Source organism: Hydrogenimonas thermophila (assembly GCF_900115615.1).
Lineage (GTDB): Bacteria > Campylobacterota > Campylobacteria > Campylobacterales > Hydrogenimonadaceae > Hydrogenimonas > Hydrogenimonas thermophila.
In genome coordinates, this window is sequence record NZ_FOXB01000006.1 from 58,376 (window position 1) to 76,762 (window position 18,387).

Genomic DNA, 18,387 nt, shown 5'->3' on the forward strand with positions numbered 1-18,387 from the left:
TTTTAATTATCTAATTTTGCATAAAGATTACTGATTAATGTAAAAGCATTTTCTCCATCTGTTGGATACTCAACAACCCGATCTTCCATATCTTTTAAATTTAATGCAGTTACAATTGTGTCATGTACTTTTTGTGCACCATTCCAGTCAGTATTTGGTAAAAGTGCAATTAAATTCTCTTCTATATAAAATAGTCTGTCACTATTTCTTAAAAGAGGTAAAACAGTATCTCTTAGTTTTTTTTCATTCCAGTTTGGTAATGGTATTAATATGATTGAAAAGGATTGATCGTACCCTTCATTTTTAAGACGGTTTGTAAGAGTGATCTGGTATTCAACTAAAACTTTTAAAAGTTCTTTATATCCTAATATATCTACTGCCATACTATAACCTCAATATTATTATATATAAAAATACTTTGACATTGTAGCACATTTTCGATAATGTTTCAGTTAATAAAATAAATCTATAAAGGTTAGTTTTGAAAATTGCTGCAATAGATATTGGACTTAAAAGAATAGGAACTGCAATATGTGTAGATGGTTCAACAGCAATTCCACAACCTCCAATTTTAAGAAAAAATCGTAAACAGGCTGCAACTGATGTAACAAATTTTTTAAAAGAGTGGAATATTGATCTCTTGGTTGTAGGTTTTCCTAAAGATGGAAAAAGTGCTGAAGAGATGCAAAGACGAATAAAACATTTTGTAGGGTTGCTTAACTTTAATGGAGAAGTAATCTATGTTGACGAATTTAATAGTAGTATAGAAGCTGCAGAGCGAATGAAAGGAGTTACTCGTCAGCGGAAAGATGGACGGCTTGACTCTATTGCCGCCCAGCTTATATTGGAGAGATTTTTATTTAAAAAAGAAGTTTCTCAGTAGCTATTTTCTTTAAACATAGATTGTTCAAAGACAATAACACGATTACGACCTCTCTCTTTTGCTTTATAAAGAGCGACATCAGCATGTTTGATTGCTTCTCTAATGGTTTCAGCTTCACTAGGGAAAAAAGCTACACCAATAGAGATGCTTTTTTTAACATGTTCACCATTAATATAGATAGATTTTTCAGCAAAAACAGTACGAATTTTTTCAGCTACTTTAATAGCACCTTCAGGAGTACTTTCATGAAGAAGAACAACAAACTCTTCACCACCATATCTAGCAACAATATCTGAATCTCTGACAATAGATTTAACAGTATCGGCAAGAAGCTTTATGAATTTATCTCCAACATCATGCCCATAAGTGTCATTAACCTTTTTAAAGAAGTCAATATCAAGCATAAGAACACCATATTTAGTTTCTTGACGTTCAGCTTGATGAGTAACTTGGTCAATAAACTCTTCTAAGAATTTTCTATTATAAAGACCTGTTAAACCATCATGTAAAGATTTTTGACGAAGTTGTTCCATTAAAAGTTTGCTTTCAATAACAGGCTTGGCATTTTCTAAATAGTAATTAAGAGTAGGAGTTTGTCGCTTAAAATGATCAGCTTGTTTTTTGTCATTAGTTAAAAGAGTAATGACTAAACTGAAGCTTTCTGTAACTTGATAAGGAATACAGTGATAATATTTGAAGTCTCCGCAAAAATAAGGGCAAAGTTCTGGGAATTGATCAGAAAGAACAATATTCATAGTTCTAAAAGCTCTACATTTGCTAGCATTCTTAAAAGTTGAAACTTCACATACAGGTTTGTCAAGATTGCTATATGCTATTTCTCTTGTATTATCTTTACTTTCTACATTGTAAATAATAAAGTTTTCAGTTTCCATAATTTGACGAATAATATGAGCAATTCTGTTATAAATTTGAGGTAGTGATTTGTCAAGTTCAATAGTATTTTTAAAGTGATGAATTTTTGATAGCATATCAATAGTATTAGATGATTTTTCAAGAGGATCAGAACAGTTTGTTTGACTATTTTTTAATAAAATTGCTAGTTTTTGTTCAATAGTACCTATTGTATTTTGGAATTTTTCAATTAACTGGTTATAAAGGTCAGCGACAAGCCTAATATCTTTTGTCTGAATATTAGTAGTAACTTTTAGACTAAAGTCACCATTACGAGCTCTTTTTAAAGACTCTTGAAGATTATTAAAAAATTCTAAGTAAGGTCTGAATAGAATTTTAACAGCAAGCATAGCAATTAGAATAAATACTAAAGTAATAGCGGCAATTTTAAGCAGGGTAAATATACCTTCTTTACGAACATCACTTATATCAAACTCTAAACTAATTGCACCTAAGGTTTCTCCCTCTTTTACATTATGACACTCCAAACAGTTTGGTTCACTGTATGCAGATGCTTTGTATGGAATAGTTACTCTTAAAATTGCTACATCTGTTGTTTCAAAAATTTTACGTACAGCTTCACCTGTTTTAAGAACTTTTCTATCTATTTCATCACGCGGATGTTCGTTACTAAGCCCTTCACCAAACTGGTCAATTACACTTTTAGCACGGATAATCCAAAGATTTTTAACATCTTTTGTATTTGCAATTGAACGAAGAAAGAAAGCTCGTTTGTCCATAATGCCATTTATCATATGGGCAGTAAGTCCGTCACGAACAATTTCAGCAGTCATTTTTGATTTTTCAATTGCATTTTTATATGCATACTGTCTAAAGTTTATTCCTGCATTTATCATAATTGCAATTGAAAAAAGTAATAGCAGAGTTGTAGTAAAAAGAAAAAGTTTACGATTAGTATCCATTAGGTATCACCTTTGAGTAAACGTTGATTTTGCTGGTAATTTTTAGTTAGAAAATCAATTTGATTTTATTAATATTAATCAAAAAGCTCAAAGTTTAGTTAAAGCAGAGCCTGTAAAAATTTTGTTTAACTATAACAAAAAGAGCTTAAAAAGAGCTATAAGTTAATTTTGTTAAGTAAGAATAATGTTTGTAATCAACTATATTCACTCTTTCAACATATCATTCATACGTTTAGTATCAGGATTCTCATTTGGATCTCTTTTTGGTTTTCTTAATTCTAAAATTAATGTTGTTATAAGACTTACTGCTATGATTATTATTGCTGTTATTTTCCACCAAAATTCTGCAGGCATAATCTATCCTTTTAAATTATCAACATTGCATCACCATAACTATAAAAACGGTATCTCTCTTTTATAGCTAAATTATATACTTTCATCGTCATTTCAATCCCTAAAAATGATGAAACCAGCATAATAAGTGTAGATTTTGGTAAATGAAAGTTTGTTAAAAGATGGTTTACTCTAATTGGTTTGTTCTTAGGATGTAAAAAGAGATCACACTCTCCAAATGGTTTGCCTGATCTTGCATAATACTCTATTGTTCTTGTTACTGTAGTTCCAATAGCAGTAATAGGAGTGTCTGAGTCAATAATTTTTTTAGTTTGTAAAGGAATATCATAATATTCGCTATGCATTGGATGGTCTGTTATAATGTCTGCCTCAACAGGCTTAAATGTGCCTGCTCCAACATGTAGTGTTATTGGAGAGGTTGTATAGTTTTGCTGCATTTTTTCAAATAACTTGTCTGTGAAATGTAAAGATGCGGTAGGTGCAGCAACGGCTCCTTCATATTTTGCAAATACAGGCTGATAATTTTTTTCATCCTCTTTTGAATCTTCACGCTGCATATAAGGTGGCAGTGGAATATGTCCTAGTCTGTCAAGATGTTGTAGAAGTTCTTCAAATTTAATCAATCTGTCATTTTGATCGTAAAAACTTACAACTCTGCTACCATCATCACAAAGTTGTAAAACTTTTGCATAAAGGTTTTCATCAAATATCAGTTGAGTATCTTCTTTTACTTTACCTCTAATAAGTACATTATATCTGTTAGCATCAAGTTGTTTGTTTATCAGCAGTTCTATTTTGCCACCACTTGACTTTTTTCCAAAAAGTCTAGCTTTAATCACTTTTGTATTATTGTAAATTATTGCAGATTCTTGCGGAAGAAATGAAAAAATATCACTAAAAATTGTATGAGCGACTTTTCCGCTTTTGCGATCTACTACAAGAAGTCTTGCACTGTCTCTTGGTTCTGCCGGTTCTGTAGCAATCAGTTCCGGCGGCAGGGTATAGTCATAACTTTCAGTTTTTAACTCTTTTGACACGATACTACTCAGTCTCTTCTTCCTCATCATCAAGTGGTTTATATGGGTTTACAATTTTTGCTATCAGTATGGAAACACCATATAAAATGATAAGTGGTATAGCCATCAATAACTGTGTAACTACGTCAGGCGGGGTTAAGAGGGCTGCTAGAACAAATATAAGAATAATTGCATATTTAAAAAAGCTTTTTAGTGTATGATCATCTACAAGACCAAGCAGTGCCAAGAAGAGAGTAATAACAGGTAACTCAAATGCTATACCAAATCCTATCATTATCTTTGTAAAAAAGCCTACATACTCGTTAATTTTAGGTGCAACAGTAACGATCTGCTCTGCAAAGTTAACAAGAAATGCAAAACCGTAAGGAACTACAATGTAGTATGCAAAAGCTGCACCTAAAAAAAACATACCTGATGCAAAAAATACAAAAGGCCAGACATATTTTTTTTCATGCTCATATAATCCAGGGGCTATAAATAACCAAAACTGATAGAGAATAAATGGAAGTGCCAGTAAAAATCCGCTAAAAAGAGATACTTTAACAGCTGTGAAAAATACCTCTGGTACACCTGTTGCAATCATATATGAATCATCTGGAAGGACCTCTTTAAGAGGTAGTGTCATCCATTCAAGAATAGGTTCATAAAAGTAAAAAGCAACAAAAAAAGCGACAAACAGAGCACCAATAGAGTATGCCAGACGTTTTCTTAGTTCAGCAATATGCGGTTTGAGATCATCAAACATTGTCATCCTTTTTTAAAGGGGTCTTTGGTTTCTTTGGAAAAGTAACTACTTCTCGTTTAGGCTCAATTTTCTCTTTAATCTCTTGAGCTTCAGCTTCAAGTCTATTTTCAGATTTTTTAACATCTTCAACTGTTTCAGTTAAGTCATCCAGTGAAGTTATATCCATGCTTCTGACTCGTTCAAGCTTTTGTGTAGCTTCATCTAACTGCTTTTTATATCTGAAAGCCTCTTCCTTTAACTCACTTATTTTAAGCTCTTCTTCAAATGAGCTTTTTGCATCATTAACAGTACGCTTTATACTTTTAAAAAACTTTGCTATCTGTACCATTGCATCGGGCAGTTTGTCTGGCCCAAGAAACAGTATGGCAATTACAATAATAAAAAATATTTCGCTAAGTCCCATGCCAAACATTGTCAGACCCTTTTTACTTATTGTTTTTTATAAAATGGTTTGTAGTCTATCAAAAAAGTGATTAGCCGAGGATAAAGAGGGCAATTTCATCACTTAAAAGATAGTCTGTATTGAAATATTGTTTATCTTTTTTATATAGTTTACCTTCTTTAAGTAAAATATCAGCGCGCTCTTTCATACTACTGTTTAAAATATCAGCATTAATACCTACAAAACTACGAAGACCGAGAAATACTTTCTCTTCTATTATTTCATAACTTTTTAACTCTTCTATATTTTTAAAAAAAGGCTCTTTTATATATTGTTCTATTTCTCTATGTGGATATAGACGCTGGTTTCCAATTCGTCCAACTGCACCGCTTCCAATTCCCAAATATTGTTTATACTCCCAGTAGCCTATATTGTGGTGACAAAATGATTTACCGAAATTTGATATTTCATATTGTTGCCATCCAGTAGCAGAAATCTTTTCATATATGATTTGAGCTTGTTCTATTGACTCTTTTCGTACTTCAGGGCGACTTTCAAACGGTGTTCCCTCTTCAATTGTCAATTCATATGCGCTTAAGTGATCAATTGGCAAGTTTAAAGCCTGCTCTAATTCAGACTCAATGCGTTTTGGAGTATCAAGCAGTGTTGCGTATATAAGATCAATTGAGAGTCGTTTAAAGCCGGCACTGTAAGCTCTTTCAACTGCCAAGACAGCATCTTTTGATTTATGTGAACGTCCAAGCAGTTTAAGTTTATCATTAAAAAAACTCTGCACACCAAGGCTTATGCGGTTTACACCTAATCCTTTCATGCCTTTAAGCCACTCTGTAGAGGTGCTGTTTGGATTGGCTTCTGAAGTTATTTCAGCATTTTTTTGCAAATATGGGGCAACTGTTTCAAAAATAGGCTCATAAAGATTAAAATCTACAGTAGTAGGTGTGCCACCACCAATAAAAATAGTCTCTATTGAACCTAATTTAATATTATAATGTTTTAAGTCATGTAAAAGCTGTTTATGAAGTGCACTCATATAGGCAGCTTTAAGTTCAAACTTGTCAACATAAGAGTTAAAACTACAATAGTGGCATTTGCTGTCACAAAATGGTATGTGTATATAAAGTAAGTATTTATCCATATTTAATGCATTTTTTTCTATAATCATAACCAAAATAGAGCGCAAAATAAAGAATTAGATTATGAATGATCAAAAAGATAAAAAGGTAAAAAAGTACCGACCAAATGTGGCAGCGATCATTCTTTCATCAAAATATCCTGAAAAAGTGGAATTTTTCATTGCTTCTAGAAGTGATGTCAAAGATGCCTGGCAGTTTCCGCAAGGAGGTATTGACAAGGGGGAGACGCCCAAAGAGGCTCTTTTTCGTGAATTGAAAGAGGAGATCGGCACAAATGAGGTCGATATAGTCGGTGAGTTTCCTGAATGGGTCAGTTATGACTTTCCGGAAATGATTGCAAAAAGGATGTACCCTTATGATGGGCAGCGTCAGAAATATTTTCTGGTTCGTCTAAAACCTGGAGCAAAGATAAATCTTCAGACAGCTGAACCAGAATTTTCACAATATACGTTTGTACCGTATAATGAAATTTTTGACTATATTACCTATTTCAAACGACCTGTATACAAAAGGGTTCTGGAATATTTTAGAAAAAAAGGTTATCTGTAATGCTGATAGTACAAAAGTTTGGTGGAACCAGTGTCGGTGATCTTGAACGTATTGCTAATGTTGCAAAACGTGTTGCTAAGACAAGAGATGAAGGTCATGATGTCATAGTTGTTGTTTCTGCTATGAGTGGCGAAACTAATAAGTTGATTGAGTATGCACATTTTTTTTCAAAAACTCCTGACAGAGAAGCAATGGATCTTTTGCTTAGTTCAGGTGAGCGTGTTACTAGTGCATTACTGAGTATTGCTCTTAATGAGATGGGCTACCCTGCAACTGCAATGACAGGTCGTCAAGCAGGTATATATACAGATACAACTCATACATCAGCAAGAATTGATCACATTGACCCAAAGCCTATGGGGAATGCTTTGTCATCTGGAAAAATTGTTGTTGTCGCAGGTTTTCAGGGTATTAATCAAGATGGTCGTGTAACAACACTTGGTCGTGGTGGAAGCGATTTAACAGCTGTGGCAATTGCCGGTGCAATGGGTGCGGATTTGTGTGAAATTTACACAGATGTTGATGGTGTCTATACAACAGATCCACGCATTGAGCCAAAAGCTAAGAAGATGGATCAGATAAGTTATGATGAGATGCTCGAACTTGCTTCTCTTGGTGCTAAAGTACTTCAAAATAGATCTGTAGAGTTGGCAAAAAAGATGGGTGTAAACCTTGTTACCAGAAGTAGTTTTAACGATAATCCAGGAACATTGATTACAAAGGAAGAGAATATTATGGAAAAACCACTTGTAAGCGGTATCGCACTAGATAAAAACCAGTCACGTATCAGCCTTAAAGGTGTTGAAGATCGTCCGGGTATTGCTTCAGAAATTTTCAATGCTTTGGCAGATGAAGCTATTAATGTAGACATGATTGTTCAAACTATAGGTGCTGATGGAAAAACTGAGATTGACTTTACAGTACCTCAAAGTGAGATTGAACGTGTAAAAACCGTTATGGAAAAGTTTAACAGCAGCATTGGTGAAATAGAGTATAAAGAGGATGTTGCAAAAGTCTCTATTGTCGGCGTTGGTATGAAGAGCCACAGCGGTGTTGCTGCAAAAGCTTTTACTACAATGGCAAAAGAGGGAATTAATATAGAGATGATCAGCACCAGTGAAATTAAAGTCTCTATGATAATTGATGAAAAGTATTCAGAGTTAGCAGTCAGAGCTTTACACGAAGCTTATGAACTAGACAAATAATTTAAAACGCCTGAGGTTAAGTTTTTGAAAGATTTGCTAACTTGGACACTTGAAACAATTCGTAGCGATGACACAATGATGAGTTGGCTTGAAGAGCGTCGTTACGATTGGGCACCAATTGTCGGTAATGCAGTTTCAAAAATTCTTGAAGGACAAACGGTAATTTTGTTGACAGATGAGCAAAATGGATGGTTTGAAGATTATATTATTCATCATATAAACCGTCCAAGTGTAAATCGTCCGCTTATGCCTTTTTTTTCATTTGATGCACTCTATCCATTTGCTCATACTATTAAGAAAGATCAAGATATCGAGATTCTTTTTGATATGCTTGATCTTAGCTATCCACAAGGATACTTTTTTTGGTACATTGGAAAAGCTGATCATCCAAAGGCTCGAATAGCATTAAGAAATGATGAGTCACTGCTTTGGGTAATGGATGAAGAGATGACAAACAGCTTTACATTACGCTCATATGATGAGTTGATAGATATAAAACTTTTGCAACTTTTTAGACTTTTTGACAAAACAATAAGCGCAGCCCTTTTTGCTGAAATCGATTTGGGCGGATGAGATGTCAACAATGACTTCTCAAATTATAATTACCGATAGATTTGATGAAGTTTATGAAAATCTAAAAGTTGATTTTCCAGAACATCTTTTCTATCGTATAGATGCAGATGAGTTTTTAGTAGAGCATGCCAAAGAGTGTCAGCAAAAAGCCTATTTAACAAGTGATAAAGAGAAAGTTATAGTTTTAACTGCTAATCGTTTTACGCCTATTGCCCAAAATAAACTTCTTAAAGTTTTTGAAGAGCCACCTTCTAAAACATATTTCATTTTAATGACACCTCTTAAATCTGGGCTATTGGCAACAATTCGCTCTCGCCTTCCAATTGTAGAAAAAGAGATTGGCAAAGAGCAGATTGAACTCTCTATTGACCTAGAACAACTTGACTTATCGCAACTTTTTGATTTTTTGCAATCAAATAGACGCATTGATGCAAAAAAAGCACAGGTTATAGTTGAAACATTGGCAAAAGAGGTTATGAAAAATAGCAATTATCGTATTGACAATGAGTTGTTAGAAGCCTTTTCACAAAGTATACGCCTATTAGACATGGGTTCTCCTGTTAATTTTGTACTTACACGATTATGTTTGAAGTTATTAGAGAGAAAGAGAAAATAGAGCCTAATTTAAAGAGAAAAACTAAAAATTAAAAGCTTGTGAAAAATCTCTCTTTTTTTATTAAAATTACCTATAAATAAAAAGCTTTGAGGGAAATTTAAAGTGAAAATTTACCGAATTGACAAACCAAATGATGCAAAAACTGCTCTTAAACTGCTAGGCTCTGATAAAGGCGGGGTTGCCATTATGTCTAAAAAGATGGATACACATCTTTTTGTAATAAAAGATATATCAGCAGGAGCTGCAAATATTTTAAAGCAGGATTGCTTGTCTATAGGAGCTGAGCTTGCAGTTCCAACTGGTGTGGTTACATGCAGTAAATCTCATTATGATGCTATTTTAATAGGCACAAAACGTCAGTTAGAATTTCTGGCAAGAAAAGAGAAGGCTCAGCCTTTTGGGTTGAAAAAGTTAGCAAAAAAACTTGAAGACTTTTTAAAAGAGTCAAAATTTAAGACTAAAATTATGGGTATTATCAATGCCAATGACGATAGTTTTTATCCTGGCAGTCGTTATCTTGAAAAAAGTGCTGTTGAAGCTATTGAGAATATGATCGAAGATGGTGCTGATATTATTGACATAGGAGCTGTATCTTCTCGTCCGGGAAGTGAACCTGTAACATCCCAAGAGGAGTTAAGAAGGCTAAAACCTATTATTGACACTATAAAGCAAGAAAAGTTATATGACAAAGCAATATTTAGTATCGACTCTTACTCTTTAGAGGCAATAGCATATGCTTTGGAGAGCGGTTTTTCTATTGTTAATGATATTACAGGAATGCAAAACAGCAAGCTTGGTGAGTTGGCAAAGTCATATGGTGCAACATATATTATAATGCATATGCAAGGAACTCCAGAGACGATGCAAAAAAATCCTCATTATGATAATGTTATTTTAGATATTGATGCTTTTTTTGAAGATCGTATAGAAAGAGCATTGGAAATTGGCTTTAAAATAGAAGACTTAGTACTTGATGTAGGGATAGGCTTTGGTAAAACGCTGGAACACAATTTGATGTTACTTAAAAACTTAAAGCATTTCAGACATTTTGGATGTGAAGTGTTAATAGGTGCCAGCCGAAAATCTATGATTCATAAAATAGTTCCGACACCAGTAGAAGAGCGTCTGCCTGGTACTCTTGCAATTCATTTAGAAGCTATTAGAAGAGGTGCATCAATAGTTCGTTGCCATGATGTCAAAGAGCATAAACAGGCAATAAAAGTTTATGAAGCTATAGAAGAGGGGAGTGTGTTATGAAAAAGTTAATCAATCTGATAGCATTAGTTTTTTTAATAAGTGTAAATATGGCTAATGCAAATGATGAAACACCAAATGAAGTGACAAAAAAGTTTTGGAATGCTATGGTAAATGACGATCTTAGAACTGCAAAATCTTTGACAATCAGATCCAAAATAAAAAGATCATCACTGTTGAATGTAAAGTTAAAAGGTGCAGAGCTTAAAGAGGCAAATGTTATAAACGGACACGCTTTTGTTCCTACAACTATATTTTTTGCTATTCCCATTGAAGCGGTTGAAGATAAAGAGTGCAATATAACAATAGATACAGAGCTTTTGAAGGTAGAAGATAAGTGGCTTGTTGATGATATTGTAGCGATGGAAAGTTACAACTCTACTATTAAAAAAGGTTTGGCATCTTGTACAACCAAGATGCTTGAGGATGCAATCGGTTTAGGGAAAGAGCAGTATGAGGAGCTTCAAAAAAAGCTGAAAAAGAGTTTTGACATATTTGGAGATACATTTGAAGATTCTCTAAAAAGCATTAAAGAGAGACTTAAAAAGTCTCTTAAAGAGCTTCAAGAAGAGAATGAACCGGCTCCACAGTTACCGGAGCCTCAAAAGGTGGAGAAGATATGACAAAACAAGAGTATTTAAAAGCTGTTGAAAAATTAAAAAAATGGGCATATGCCTACTATATAGAAGATAATCCGCTTGTAACAGATGAAGTCTATGACAAACTTTACCATGAAGTATTGGATTATGAAAAAGAGCATCCTGAAGATATTGATTTTACTTCACCTACACAGCGAGTTGGTGCTACATTAAAGGATGGATTTCAAAAGGCAAAACACTTAAGCCGTATGTGGAGTATGGAAGATGTTTTTAATGCCAAAGAGTTTGAAGAGTGGATGGCGCGTATTCAAAAAAATTTCCCAAATGAACGCTACTATATAGAACCAAAGTTTGATGGAGCCAGCCTTAACCTGATTTATGAAAATGGACTTTTAAAGCAGGCAATTACTAGAGGAAATGGTGTTGAAGGGGAAGATGTTACAAATAATGCCAGAACCATTCAATCAATAAGGCTTGAGATTGAACATAAAGGGCTTATAGAAATTCGCGGTGAAGTCTTGATGACAAAGCAAGAGTTTGAGCGAATCAATGAAGAGCGTGCAAAGTTAGGCGAACCTCTTTTTGCAAATCCAAGAAATGCAGCAGCAGGAAGCCTTCGTCAGCTTGATCCAAAAACAGTTGCTAAGCGAAAACTTATTTTTCAGCCTTGGGGTGTTGGAGTTCACGACCTTACTTTGGAGTATTTGAGTGAGGTTATGGACTATGTTTACAATCTTGGGTTTAGAAAACCGCCTATCAGAAGAGTTTGTGAAACGGTAAAAGAGATAGAAGCTATCTATGATGAGTTGCGTAAAATGCGTGATAGTCTTGATGTAATGCTTGACGGTATGGTTGTAAAAGTTGACAGATTTGCTGCTCAAGAGGCTCTGGGTTACACAGTCAAGTCACCACGCTGGATAGTTGCATACAAATTTCCTGCAGTTGAAAAACAGACACGTATAAAAGATGTAGTGTTGCAAGTTGGTCGTACAGGTGTCATTACTCCTGTTGCAGTTTTAGAGCCTGTAGAGATTGAAGGTGTTATTGTAGAGAGAGCTACACTGCATAATTTTGATGAGATAGAGCGTAAAGATATTCGCATTGGCGATATGGTTATAATTATTCGCAGTGGCGATGTTATTCCAAAGATCATTAAAGTATTGGAGCATTTTAGAACAGGAAATGAGAAGAAAATAGAGCGTCCTAATGAGTGTCCAGTTTGTAAAAGTGAGCTTTTAGATGAGGGTGCACTAATTAAATGTCAAAATTTAAACTGTTCTGCACGTGTTGTTAACTCTATTATCTATTTTGCTTCTAAACAGTGTCTTAATATAGATGGTCTTGGTGAGAAGATAGTAGAGCAGCTTTATAATGAAGGGCTTATAAAGCAGATTGAAGATCTTTATAGCCTAACAATGGATGATCTTTTAAAGCTTGAGGGCTTTAAAGAGAAGAAGGCAAAAAATCTTTTAAAAGCTATTGAAAATAGCAAGGGTGTGGAGTGTTGGAGATTTATCAACTCTCTTGGAATAGAGCATATAGGTGAAGTTGCAAGTAAAAAGATTTGCCAAACCTATGGCTTGGAGTTTATGCGTCTTTCTAAAGATGAGTTGATGGCACTTGATGGATTTGGTGAAGAGATGGCTGAGAGTTTTATTGAGTTTATGCGGGTTAATGGTGATAAAGTAGCACGTCTTTTAGAGATTATCCAACCACAAGCCCCTGAACAAGAGGAGATACAAGAGTCTGCTTTTACCTCTAAAACCATAGTTTTAACTGGTTCTATGAGTAAATCGCGTGGTGAGATTAAGGCAATGCTTGAAAAAATGGGAGCAAAGGTTACAGGAAGTGTATCTAAAAAGACTGACATTGTAATTTATGGAGAAGATGCCGGAAGTAAGTATGAGAAAGCCAAACAGCTTGGTGTAACATTGATGAGTGAAGATGAGATGTGGGAGAGAATCAAGTGAGGCTTGATACTCTTTTAGTGGAACGTGGGCTTGTTGATAGTCGTACGAAAGCACAGGCGTTGATTAAAGAGGGAAATGTTGCAGTTGATGGCAAAGTGGTTGATAAGCCATCATTTAAAGCTAAAGAGGATGCAAATATAGAAATTTTTGGTGATACGCGATTTGTCAGTCGTGCAGCACGCAAGCTCAAAGGCTTTTTGGATGTTCATCCAATAGCAATTGAGGGGAAGCGTTGTCTTGATGTTGGAGCAAGTACAGGAGGATTTACGCAAATTTTGCTTGAACGTGGTGCTAAAAGTGTTACGGCACTTGATGTTGGGACATCTCAACTTCATGAGAGTCTACGCAATGATGAACGAGTACTAAGTGTTGAATCTACTGATATTAGAGAGTTTCAGAGCAAACAACCTTTTGAAGTGGTGACTTGTGATGTCTCATTCATTAGTTTGCACCATATTTTAAGTGATCTTGATCGGTTGGCAAATGGTGTATTGATTCTTCTCTTTAAACCGCAGTTTGAAGTAGGACGTGAAGCAAAACGGGATCGACACGGTGTTGTAACTGATGAAAAAGCTATTGCGTTAGCACAGCGTCAGTTTGAGCGCACAACAGCAGAGCTTGGATGGCGTTTGATGGTTAAAGAGGTTTCTACACTGCCGGGCAAGGAGGGAAACCATGAGTGGTTTTACTGTTTCATCAACAGTTGATTCTATTGCTATTGGTAATTTTGACGGAATGCATTTAGGGCATAAAGCTCTTTTTGAAAAGCTTACTCAAAATGGTGGAATTGTTGTTATTGAGCATTTTCGTGCTACTCTTACTCCTCATATCTATCGTACTTTTTTTACCGACTTGCCTATATTTTTTTATGATTTTGAGTTTATACGGCAAATGTCCCCTGAAGCTTTTGTTAAAAAGCTGGTTATCGACTTTCCAAAACTTAGCCGCATTGTAGTAGGAGATGATTTTCTTTTTGGATTAAACAGAAGTGGTAATACAGAGTCTCTTAAAAAACTTTTTTGTGGTGAAGTGATAGTCATAAAAGAGGTAAAGTTAAAAGAACAACCTATACATTCACGTTTTATTCGCAAGCTGATTGAATCAGGTGAACTAGATAGAGCCAATAGTATGTTAGGAAGAGTTTATGAAATTTGGGGTGAAGTAGTTTCAGGGCAGGGGATCGGCAAAGAGAAGCTTGTTCCAACCATCAATTTATCTACTGGCAAATTTTTACTTCCAAAGCCGGGAGTATATGCTACTGAAACTTCTATTGCTGGTAAGTACTTTGCTTCTGTAACATTTGTAGGTCATAGAGTTACTACTGATGGAAATTTTAGTATAGAGACACATATTATAGACAAAAATTTATCTGATATTAGAGGAAAAGTCTCTATTAGATGGAATAGATACATTCGTAGAAACAGAAAGTTTGACTCTCTTGATGACCTAAAAAAGCAAATTTTAAAAGATATAGAGGTTGCTTGTGAAAAGAGATAATATATTTGTAAAACCAATTGAAAAACATTTTGAGTTTGATGAACAGGTTGCTGCAGTTTTTGATGATATGATTGAGCGTTCTGTTCCATTTTATCGACAAAATATAGAGTTAATTGTTAATCTACTGCTTAGACGAATCAAGAAGGAAATGCATATTGTAGATTTGGGCTCTTCAACTGGCTCTATGTTAATTGAATTGGCTAGAAGATGCAGTGAAGATGTAACTTTTACAGGTATTGATAATGCTTCTGCTATGGTAGAGTTGGCACAAAAAAAAGCTAAGGCTTTTGATATAAAAGTAGATTTTATTTGTGGTGATATTTTAAAAGTTGATTTTAGTGGTGCCGATATAATACTTTCAAACTATACATTGCAGTTTATTCGTCCTATAGTTAGAAAAGATGCAGTACAAAAAATTTATGATTCGCTCAATAGTGGTGGAATGTTTATATGCAGTGAAAAGGTATTGATGCAAAATAGTTGGTTAAATAAGCAAATCATTGATATATATTACGACTATAAGCAGCAGCAGGGTTACAGCAAAAGTGAAATTATGCAAAAAAGAGAAGCTTTAGAGAATGTTTTAATTCCTTATACTATTGAAGAGAATTTTTTAATGTTTAAGTCTTGTGGATTTAAAAGTTGTGAAACTATTTTTCAATGGGGTAATTTTGTAACTATGGCAGCATTTAAAAGTTGACTGGTAGAGCCGCCAATTTAGGCGACTTCTTCCCAGTTAACTTCAGGATTGGCTTCTCTAACCATTTTATGAATAAGCTCAAATAGTTGATTACTTGCTTTTTCCATTTCAAGGAAGTTTTTAACAAGTTTAGGACGATTTTCTGGTGTAAGACAGTTATGTGTTTTTGCACAAGGTATAGTTTGAAGTACCATTTCATGTACTTTTTCATGTGGTTTTTCCATAGCTTTGTATGAAGGAGTATGACTAAACAACTCTTTACCTGTTGTATCATACCATTTTCCAAGTCTGCAACTATGGTGATCAGAAAATTCAATAACTTTGTCTTCATTTTCATTTAGTACAGTAATATATGCATTTGACTTAAAGATAATATGATCAACTTTAATCAGTGTACCAAAGAGTGAATCACGAATAAACTTAGCCTCTTTTGCAGACTCATCTGTTTTTTGTGTAAATTGCTCAAGTGTACTTTCAAATCTATTAATATCATCTTGAGAGTTTGTTGCTATAGAAGATATTTCTTCAGAGTTAGATTGAATATCATTTGACTCTTGCTGTAATGTTTGAATAGTAATGGCAATCTCTTGCGTAGCTTTTTGCGTTCTTTCTGCAAGTTTCCTAACTTCATCTGCAACGACAGCAAACCCTCTACCATGCTCTCCTGCTCTTGCAGCTTCAATTGCTGCGTTTAGTGCAAGCAAGTTTGTTTGATCAGCAATATCTTTAATAAGGTTTACAATAGCTGAAATTTCACCAGTACGTTCATTTAGTGAAATAATAGCTTCATTGGAGTGAGAAATGAGCTGTATTAATTGATCTAAACTGCTAACAATAGCACGAACTGTTTCTCGGCTTTTAGCTGCTTCTTCAGCTGTTTCAGCAGTATTTTTCTGAATACGCTCAAGTAGAACAGAGTTTTTAGTAATATCATTTTGTATGATTCTGAGTCCAGAAGCTACACCACCAGTCTCTTTTTCAAACTCTCTGCTTAACTCTCCACGCATTTTTGTTTTAAATGATTCTGCTATAGATCTGATTGCAGTATTAAGGTGAGGAACAGATGCACGGAAGTCACCTTTATAACCACCAATAAATAGTATGCGGTAAGTTCTTCCTTCATTTGCTGCATCAATTGAAGCACGTATATCTCTCATCATCTGTTCTACCTGATCCAGCATATCATTAATTCCCCATGCTACACCTTGTAAAACGTGATCATCTGGAATGTTTGTAATTCGATCTGAAAGTTCACCGTTACCTGCTTTTGCCAATACATCACGTATTTGTCTTATGAGAGGATCTTGAAAAATCTTTTCACAGGCACCACTTTGATTGGATGGAATAAATAATCCTCCTATAGAAAGGACTCCTATGACAGCACCTGGAATATAAGCACCAGTTACCAAAAGATAGACAGCAGCACCTAATGCTGTTATAAGAAACAGTAAGGTCTGCTTATTGCTGAAGGCCGAGTATAAGCTCGTCATAACTCACTCCTTTTTCTTCTAAAATTTTATTTAATAGTCTTCCAGACGCTTCCATTCCACCTCGTCTCTCTTCCTCTATTAATTGTGCATATAGCGGTTTAATAACATCTAAGGCTCTTGCACTTGGCTTTCTTCGTACTGAATGGTAGTCCCGTGGATTTCCCTGTGGATCTGTTGTTACAGTTACGTTTGCAAATACCCAGTAGAATGACCCATCTTTACAAAGATTTTTTACATATGCAAAAATCTCTTGTTTATTTTGAATTCGTTCCCAAAGAAGTTTAAAGACTATTTTTGGCATATCTGGATGTCGTAAAATAGAGTGAGGTGCTCCTAATAGTTCATTTTCTTCATAACCAGATATTTTTATAAAAATTTTGTTGCCGTAAATAATACGACCTTTAAGGTCTGTTTTGGAGACGATAAAATCATCTTCATTCAAAACCTTTTCATTATTTATTGGGGTTGGCCGTCGCATAAACCCTCCTTTACCTTTTCTTTTATTAGAGATGTAATAAAAGATTTTACATCTATGTAACTGAATAACTCTTTAAAATTATTAATGCGGCCACCGCTTGCATTGGGGTGTCCACCACCACCTGCAAGAGTAGATGCAATTTCACTTACATCAGCTTTATTATTACTTCTTAAGCTTATAGAACCATTTGGTGAAACATTCAATATAAAGTCAATATCTGGATTTGCAACCAAAAATGCATTCCCAATTACTGATATATTTGGTATACCATAAGTTAAAATACCTATTTTATCTTTATAGTATATTTTTAATTCCTCTTTTTTATCAGTAAGTAGATCTGTAAGATAATCAGCAACAAGATTATCTAAGGTATTATCGTCTCTTTTTTCTGCAAAAAATGATTTTTTAATTTTATGCATTGAGTTATCAAGTTTTATATGAGCATCCTCTTCATCTATTAAGTTATTAGCTGATGCAATCATATGAAATTTGTGTTCTCTGTCTTTGTCATCAAATAGTGTTCTTCCAACTTCTCTTGATGATGCTATAGCACCCATCAACACTTTTCCAAACTCAAACCCTTTTTCATCTATGAGCCAAATATCAATTGCATTGATTGCATCTATTAAAGATTTATATTCAACTATTGTTTTGCACTCAAATGTATCGATTAACCAATCATATGTGATTTTTGTAGCACTTCGTGATGTATCAAGATAATACCAAGAAAATTTTGCAGCTGAATCTTTACCACTTCCATGATGATCGAGCAGTTGTACCTGAATTTTTATATTGCCTTTTAAATTTTGTAATTTTTCAATCTGTTCTTCTATATATGAACACTGCTGTATAGAGAGATTTAAATCTGTAATAAGCAGTAGTATCGATTTTGCATTGTCCAGTAACATTTGATCAAAAAACAGTTTTAATCTACCTGTTATTTCATCACCATAATTACTATTTTGGAATACTATTTTTTTAAAACATTTAGATGTAAGAAACTGACAAGCATAGCCGTCTAAGTCTGTATGTGATAAATGATAAACTGAATCTATCTGTTCCAATA

General features: G+C 34.3%; 21 protein-coding genes. 11 read left to right on the forward strand and 10 right to left on the reverse strand.

Annotated features, from left to right (window positions below):
• Positions 1-2: 2 nt before the first annotated feature.
• Positions 3-383 carry a hypothetical protein gene (locus BM227_RS03520; protein WP_092911259.1) on the reverse strand — a complete coding sequence of 127 codons (381 nt, stop codon included), beginning with the start codon at positions 381-383 and terminating at the stop codon, positions 3-5.
• A gap of 98 nt (positions 384-481) precedes the next feature.
• Here BM227_RS03520 and ruvX point away from each other — a divergent pair, with 98 nt between their 5' ends.
• Positions 482-883: a Holliday junction resolvase RuvX gene (gene ruvX, locus BM227_RS03525; RefSeq protein WP_092911260.1), complete on the forward strand. Its 402-nt coding sequence runs from the start codon at positions 482-484 to the stop codon at positions 881-883.
• Here the strand turns inward: ruvX and BM227_RS03530 are convergent.
• The 6 genes from BM227_RS03530 to hemW form a co-directional block, all read right to left on the reverse strand.
• Positions 877-2,718 (reverse strand): GGDEF domain-containing protein, encoded by a 1,842-nt coding sequence (locus BM227_RS03530; RefSeq protein ID WP_092911262.1) that lies wholly within the window; start codon positions 2,716-2,718, stop codon positions 877-879. The two genes, ruvX and BM227_RS03530, sit on opposite strands and share 7 nt — an antisense overlap.
• A gap of 204 nt (positions 2,719-2,922) precedes the next feature.
• Entirely contained in the window at positions 2,923-3,072 is a 150-nt protein-coding gene (locus BM227_RS12705; RefSeq protein ID WP_177201976.1) for a hypothetical protein, read from the reverse strand.
• An 11-nt stretch (positions 3,073-3,083) separates the two neighbouring features.
• On the reverse strand, positions 3,084-4,109 hold the full coding sequence (gene queA / locus BM227_RS03535) for a tRNA preQ1(34) S-adenosylmethionine ribosyltransferase-isomerase QueA (protein ID WP_177201977.1): 1,026 nt from the start codon (positions 4,107-4,109) through the stop codon (positions 3,084-3,086).
• Positions 4,110-4,113: 4 nt separating this feature from the next.
• A complete protein-coding gene (gene tatC, locus BM227_RS03540) occupies positions 4,114-4,854 on the reverse strand; it encodes a twin-arginine translocase subunit TatC (RefSeq protein WP_092911263.1) in 741 nt (246 codons plus the stop codon).
• A complete protein-coding gene (tatB, locus tag BM227_RS13285) occupies positions 4,847-5,266 on the reverse strand; it encodes a Sec-independent protein translocase protein TatB (RefSeq protein ID WP_092911265.1) in 420 nt (139 codons plus the stop codon). Before tatB ends, tatC begins: the two co-directional genes overlap by 8 nt.
• A gap of 61 nt (positions 5,267-5,327) precedes the next feature.
• Positions 5,328-6,419: a radical SAM family heme chaperone HemW gene (gene hemW / locus BM227_RS03550; RefSeq protein WP_245757006.1), complete on the reverse strand. Its 1,092-nt coding sequence runs from the start codon at positions 6,417-6,419 to the stop codon at positions 5,328-5,330.
• A gap of 34 nt (positions 6,420-6,453) precedes the next feature.
• Here hemW and BM227_RS03555 point away from each other — a divergent pair, with 34 nt between their 5' ends.
• From BM227_RS03555 to cmoA, 10 genes are all read left to right on the forward strand, one after another.
• The gene (locus BM227_RS03555) at positions 6,454-6,939 is read left to right on the forward strand and encodes an RNA pyrophosphohydrolase (protein ID WP_092911266.1); all 486 of its coding nucleotides are present in this window, start codon (positions 6,454-6,456) and stop codon (positions 6,937-6,939) included.
• The gene (locus tag BM227_RS03560) at positions 6,939-8,144 is read left to right on the forward strand and encodes an aspartate kinase (RefSeq protein ID WP_092911268.1); all 1,206 of its coding nucleotides are present in this window, start codon (positions 6,939-6,941) and stop codon (positions 8,142-8,144) included. The genes BM227_RS03555 and BM227_RS03560 overlap by 1 nt, the downstream gene beginning before the upstream one ends.
• Before the next feature lie 24 nt (positions 8,145-8,168).
• Entirely contained in the window at positions 8,169-8,717 is a 549-nt protein-coding gene (locus BM227_RS03565; protein ID WP_092911269.1) for a HobA family DNA replication regulator, read from the forward strand.
• 1 nt (position 8,718) lies between these two features.
• Positions 8,719-9,333 (forward strand): DNA polymerase III subunit delta', encoded by a 615-nt coding sequence (locus BM227_RS03570; RefSeq protein ID WP_092911271.1) that lies wholly within the window; start codon positions 8,719-8,721, stop codon positions 9,331-9,333.
• Between the two features lie 102 nt (positions 9,334-9,435).
• Complete coding sequence (gene folP, locus BM227_RS03575) at positions 9,436-10,590, forward strand: dihydropteroate synthase (protein ID WP_092911273.1); 1,155 nt, start codon at positions 9,436-9,438, stop codon at positions 10,588-10,590.
• Complete coding sequence (locus tag BM227_RS03580) at positions 10,587-11,210, forward strand: hypothetical protein (RefSeq protein ID WP_092911275.1); 624 nt, start codon at positions 10,587-10,589, stop codon at positions 11,208-11,210. Before folP ends, BM227_RS03580 begins: the two co-directional genes overlap by 4 nt.
• Positions 11,207-13,156, forward strand: a complete 1,950-nt coding sequence (gene ligA, locus BM227_RS03585; RefSeq protein ID WP_092911277.1) for an NAD-dependent DNA ligase LigA — start codon at positions 11,207-11,209, stop codon at positions 13,154-13,156. Before BM227_RS03580 ends, ligA begins: the two co-directional genes overlap by 4 nt.
• On the forward strand, positions 13,138-13,863 hold the full coding sequence (tlyA, locus tag BM227_RS03590) for a 23S rRNA (cytidine-2'-O)-methyltransferase TlyA (RefSeq protein WP_245757007.1): 726 nt from the start codon (positions 13,138-13,140) through the stop codon (positions 13,861-13,863). Before ligA ends, tlyA begins: the two co-directional genes overlap by 19 nt.
• Positions 13,832-14,653, forward strand: a complete 822-nt coding sequence (locus BM227_RS03595; protein WP_092911279.1) for a bifunctional riboflavin kinase/FAD synthetase — start codon at positions 13,832-13,834, stop codon at positions 14,651-14,653. Before tlyA ends, BM227_RS03595 begins: the two co-directional genes overlap by 32 nt.
• Positions 14,640-15,353 carry a carboxy-S-adenosyl-L-methionine synthase CmoA gene (gene cmoA / locus BM227_RS03600; protein WP_092911281.1) on the forward strand — a complete coding sequence of 238 codons (714 nt, stop codon included), beginning with the start codon at positions 14,640-14,642 and terminating at the stop codon, positions 15,351-15,353. Before BM227_RS03595 ends, cmoA begins: the two co-directional genes overlap by 14 nt.
• A 17-nt stretch (positions 15,354-15,370) precedes the next feature.
• Here cmoA and BM227_RS13410 read toward each other — a convergent pair whose 3' ends face one another.
• The 3 genes from BM227_RS13410 to BM227_RS03615 are packed head-to-tail and all read right to left on the reverse strand — an operon-like array spanning position 15,371 to position 18,385.
• Positions 15,371-16,843 carry a methyl-accepting chemotaxis protein gene (locus BM227_RS13410; RefSeq protein ID WP_092911283.1) on the reverse strand — a complete coding sequence of 491 codons (1,473 nt, stop codon included), beginning with the start codon at positions 16,841-16,843 and terminating at the stop codon, positions 15,371-15,373.
• On the reverse strand, positions 16,812-17,321 hold the full coding sequence (locus BM227_RS03610) for a PAS domain-containing protein (protein WP_092911285.1): 510 nt from the start codon (positions 17,319-17,321) through the stop codon (positions 16,812-16,814). Before BM227_RS03610 ends, BM227_RS13410 begins: the two co-directional genes overlap by 32 nt.
• Complete coding sequence (locus BM227_RS03615) at positions 17,300-18,385, reverse strand: DHH family phosphoesterase (RefSeq protein ID WP_245757008.1); 1,086 nt, start codon at positions 18,383-18,385, stop codon at positions 17,300-17,302. The genes BM227_RS03610 and BM227_RS03615 overlap by 22 nt, the downstream gene beginning before the upstream one ends.
• Between the last annotated feature and the right edge of the window lie 2 nt (positions 18,386-18,387).

Coding starts and splice junctions, on each gene's coding strand:
- BM227_RS03520 (WP_092911259.1), bottom strand. CDS start 383: ATGGCAGTAGATATATTAGGATATAAAGAACTTTTAAAAGTTTTAGTT.
- BM227_RS03530 (WP_092911262.1), bottom strand. CDS start 2,718: ATGGATACTAATCGTAAACTTTTTCTTTTTACTACAACTCTGCTATTA.
- BM227_RS12705 (WP_177201976.1), bottom strand. CDS start 3,072: ATGCCTGCAGAATTTTGGTGGAAAATAACAGCAATAATAATCATAGCA.
- tatC (WP_092911263.1), bottom strand. CDS start 4,854: ATGTTTGATGATCTCAAACCGCATATTGCTGAACTAAGAAAACGTCTG.
- tatB (WP_092911265.1), bottom strand. CDS start 5,266: ATGTTTGGCATGGGACTTAGCGAAATATTTTTTATTATTGTAATTGCC.
- hemW (WP_245757006.1), bottom strand. CDS start 6,419: ATGATTATAGAAAAAAATGCATTAAATATGGATAAATACTTACTTTAT.
- BM227_RS03555 (WP_092911266.1), top strand. CDS start 6,454: ATGAATGATCAAAAAGATAAAAAGGTAAAAAAGTACCGACCAAATGTG.
- BM227_RS03560 (WP_092911268.1), top strand. CDS start 6,939: ATGCTGATAGTACAAAAGTTTGGTGGAACCAGTGTCGGTGATCTTGAA.
- BM227_RS03570 (WP_092911271.1), top strand. CDS start 8,719: ATGTCAACAATGACTTCTCAAATTATAATTACCGATAGATTTGATGAA.
- BM227_RS03580 (WP_092911275.1), top strand. CDS start 10,587: ATGAAAAAGTTAATCAATCTGATAGCATTAGTTTTTTTAATAAGTGTA.
- ligA (WP_092911277.1), top strand. CDS start 11,207: ATGACAAAACAAGAGTATTTAAAAGCTGTTGAAAAATTAAAAAAATGG.
- BM227_RS03595 (WP_092911279.1), top strand. CDS start 13,832: ATGAGTGGTTTTACTGTTTCATCAACAGTTGATTCTATTGCTATTGGT.
- BM227_RS13410 (WP_092911283.1), bottom strand. CDS start 16,843: ATGACGAGCTTATACTCGGCCTTCAGCAATAAGCAGACCTTACTGTTT.
- BM227_RS03610 (WP_092911285.1), bottom strand. CDS start 17,321: ATGCGACGGCCAACCCCAATAAATAATGAAAAGGTTTTGAATGAAGAT.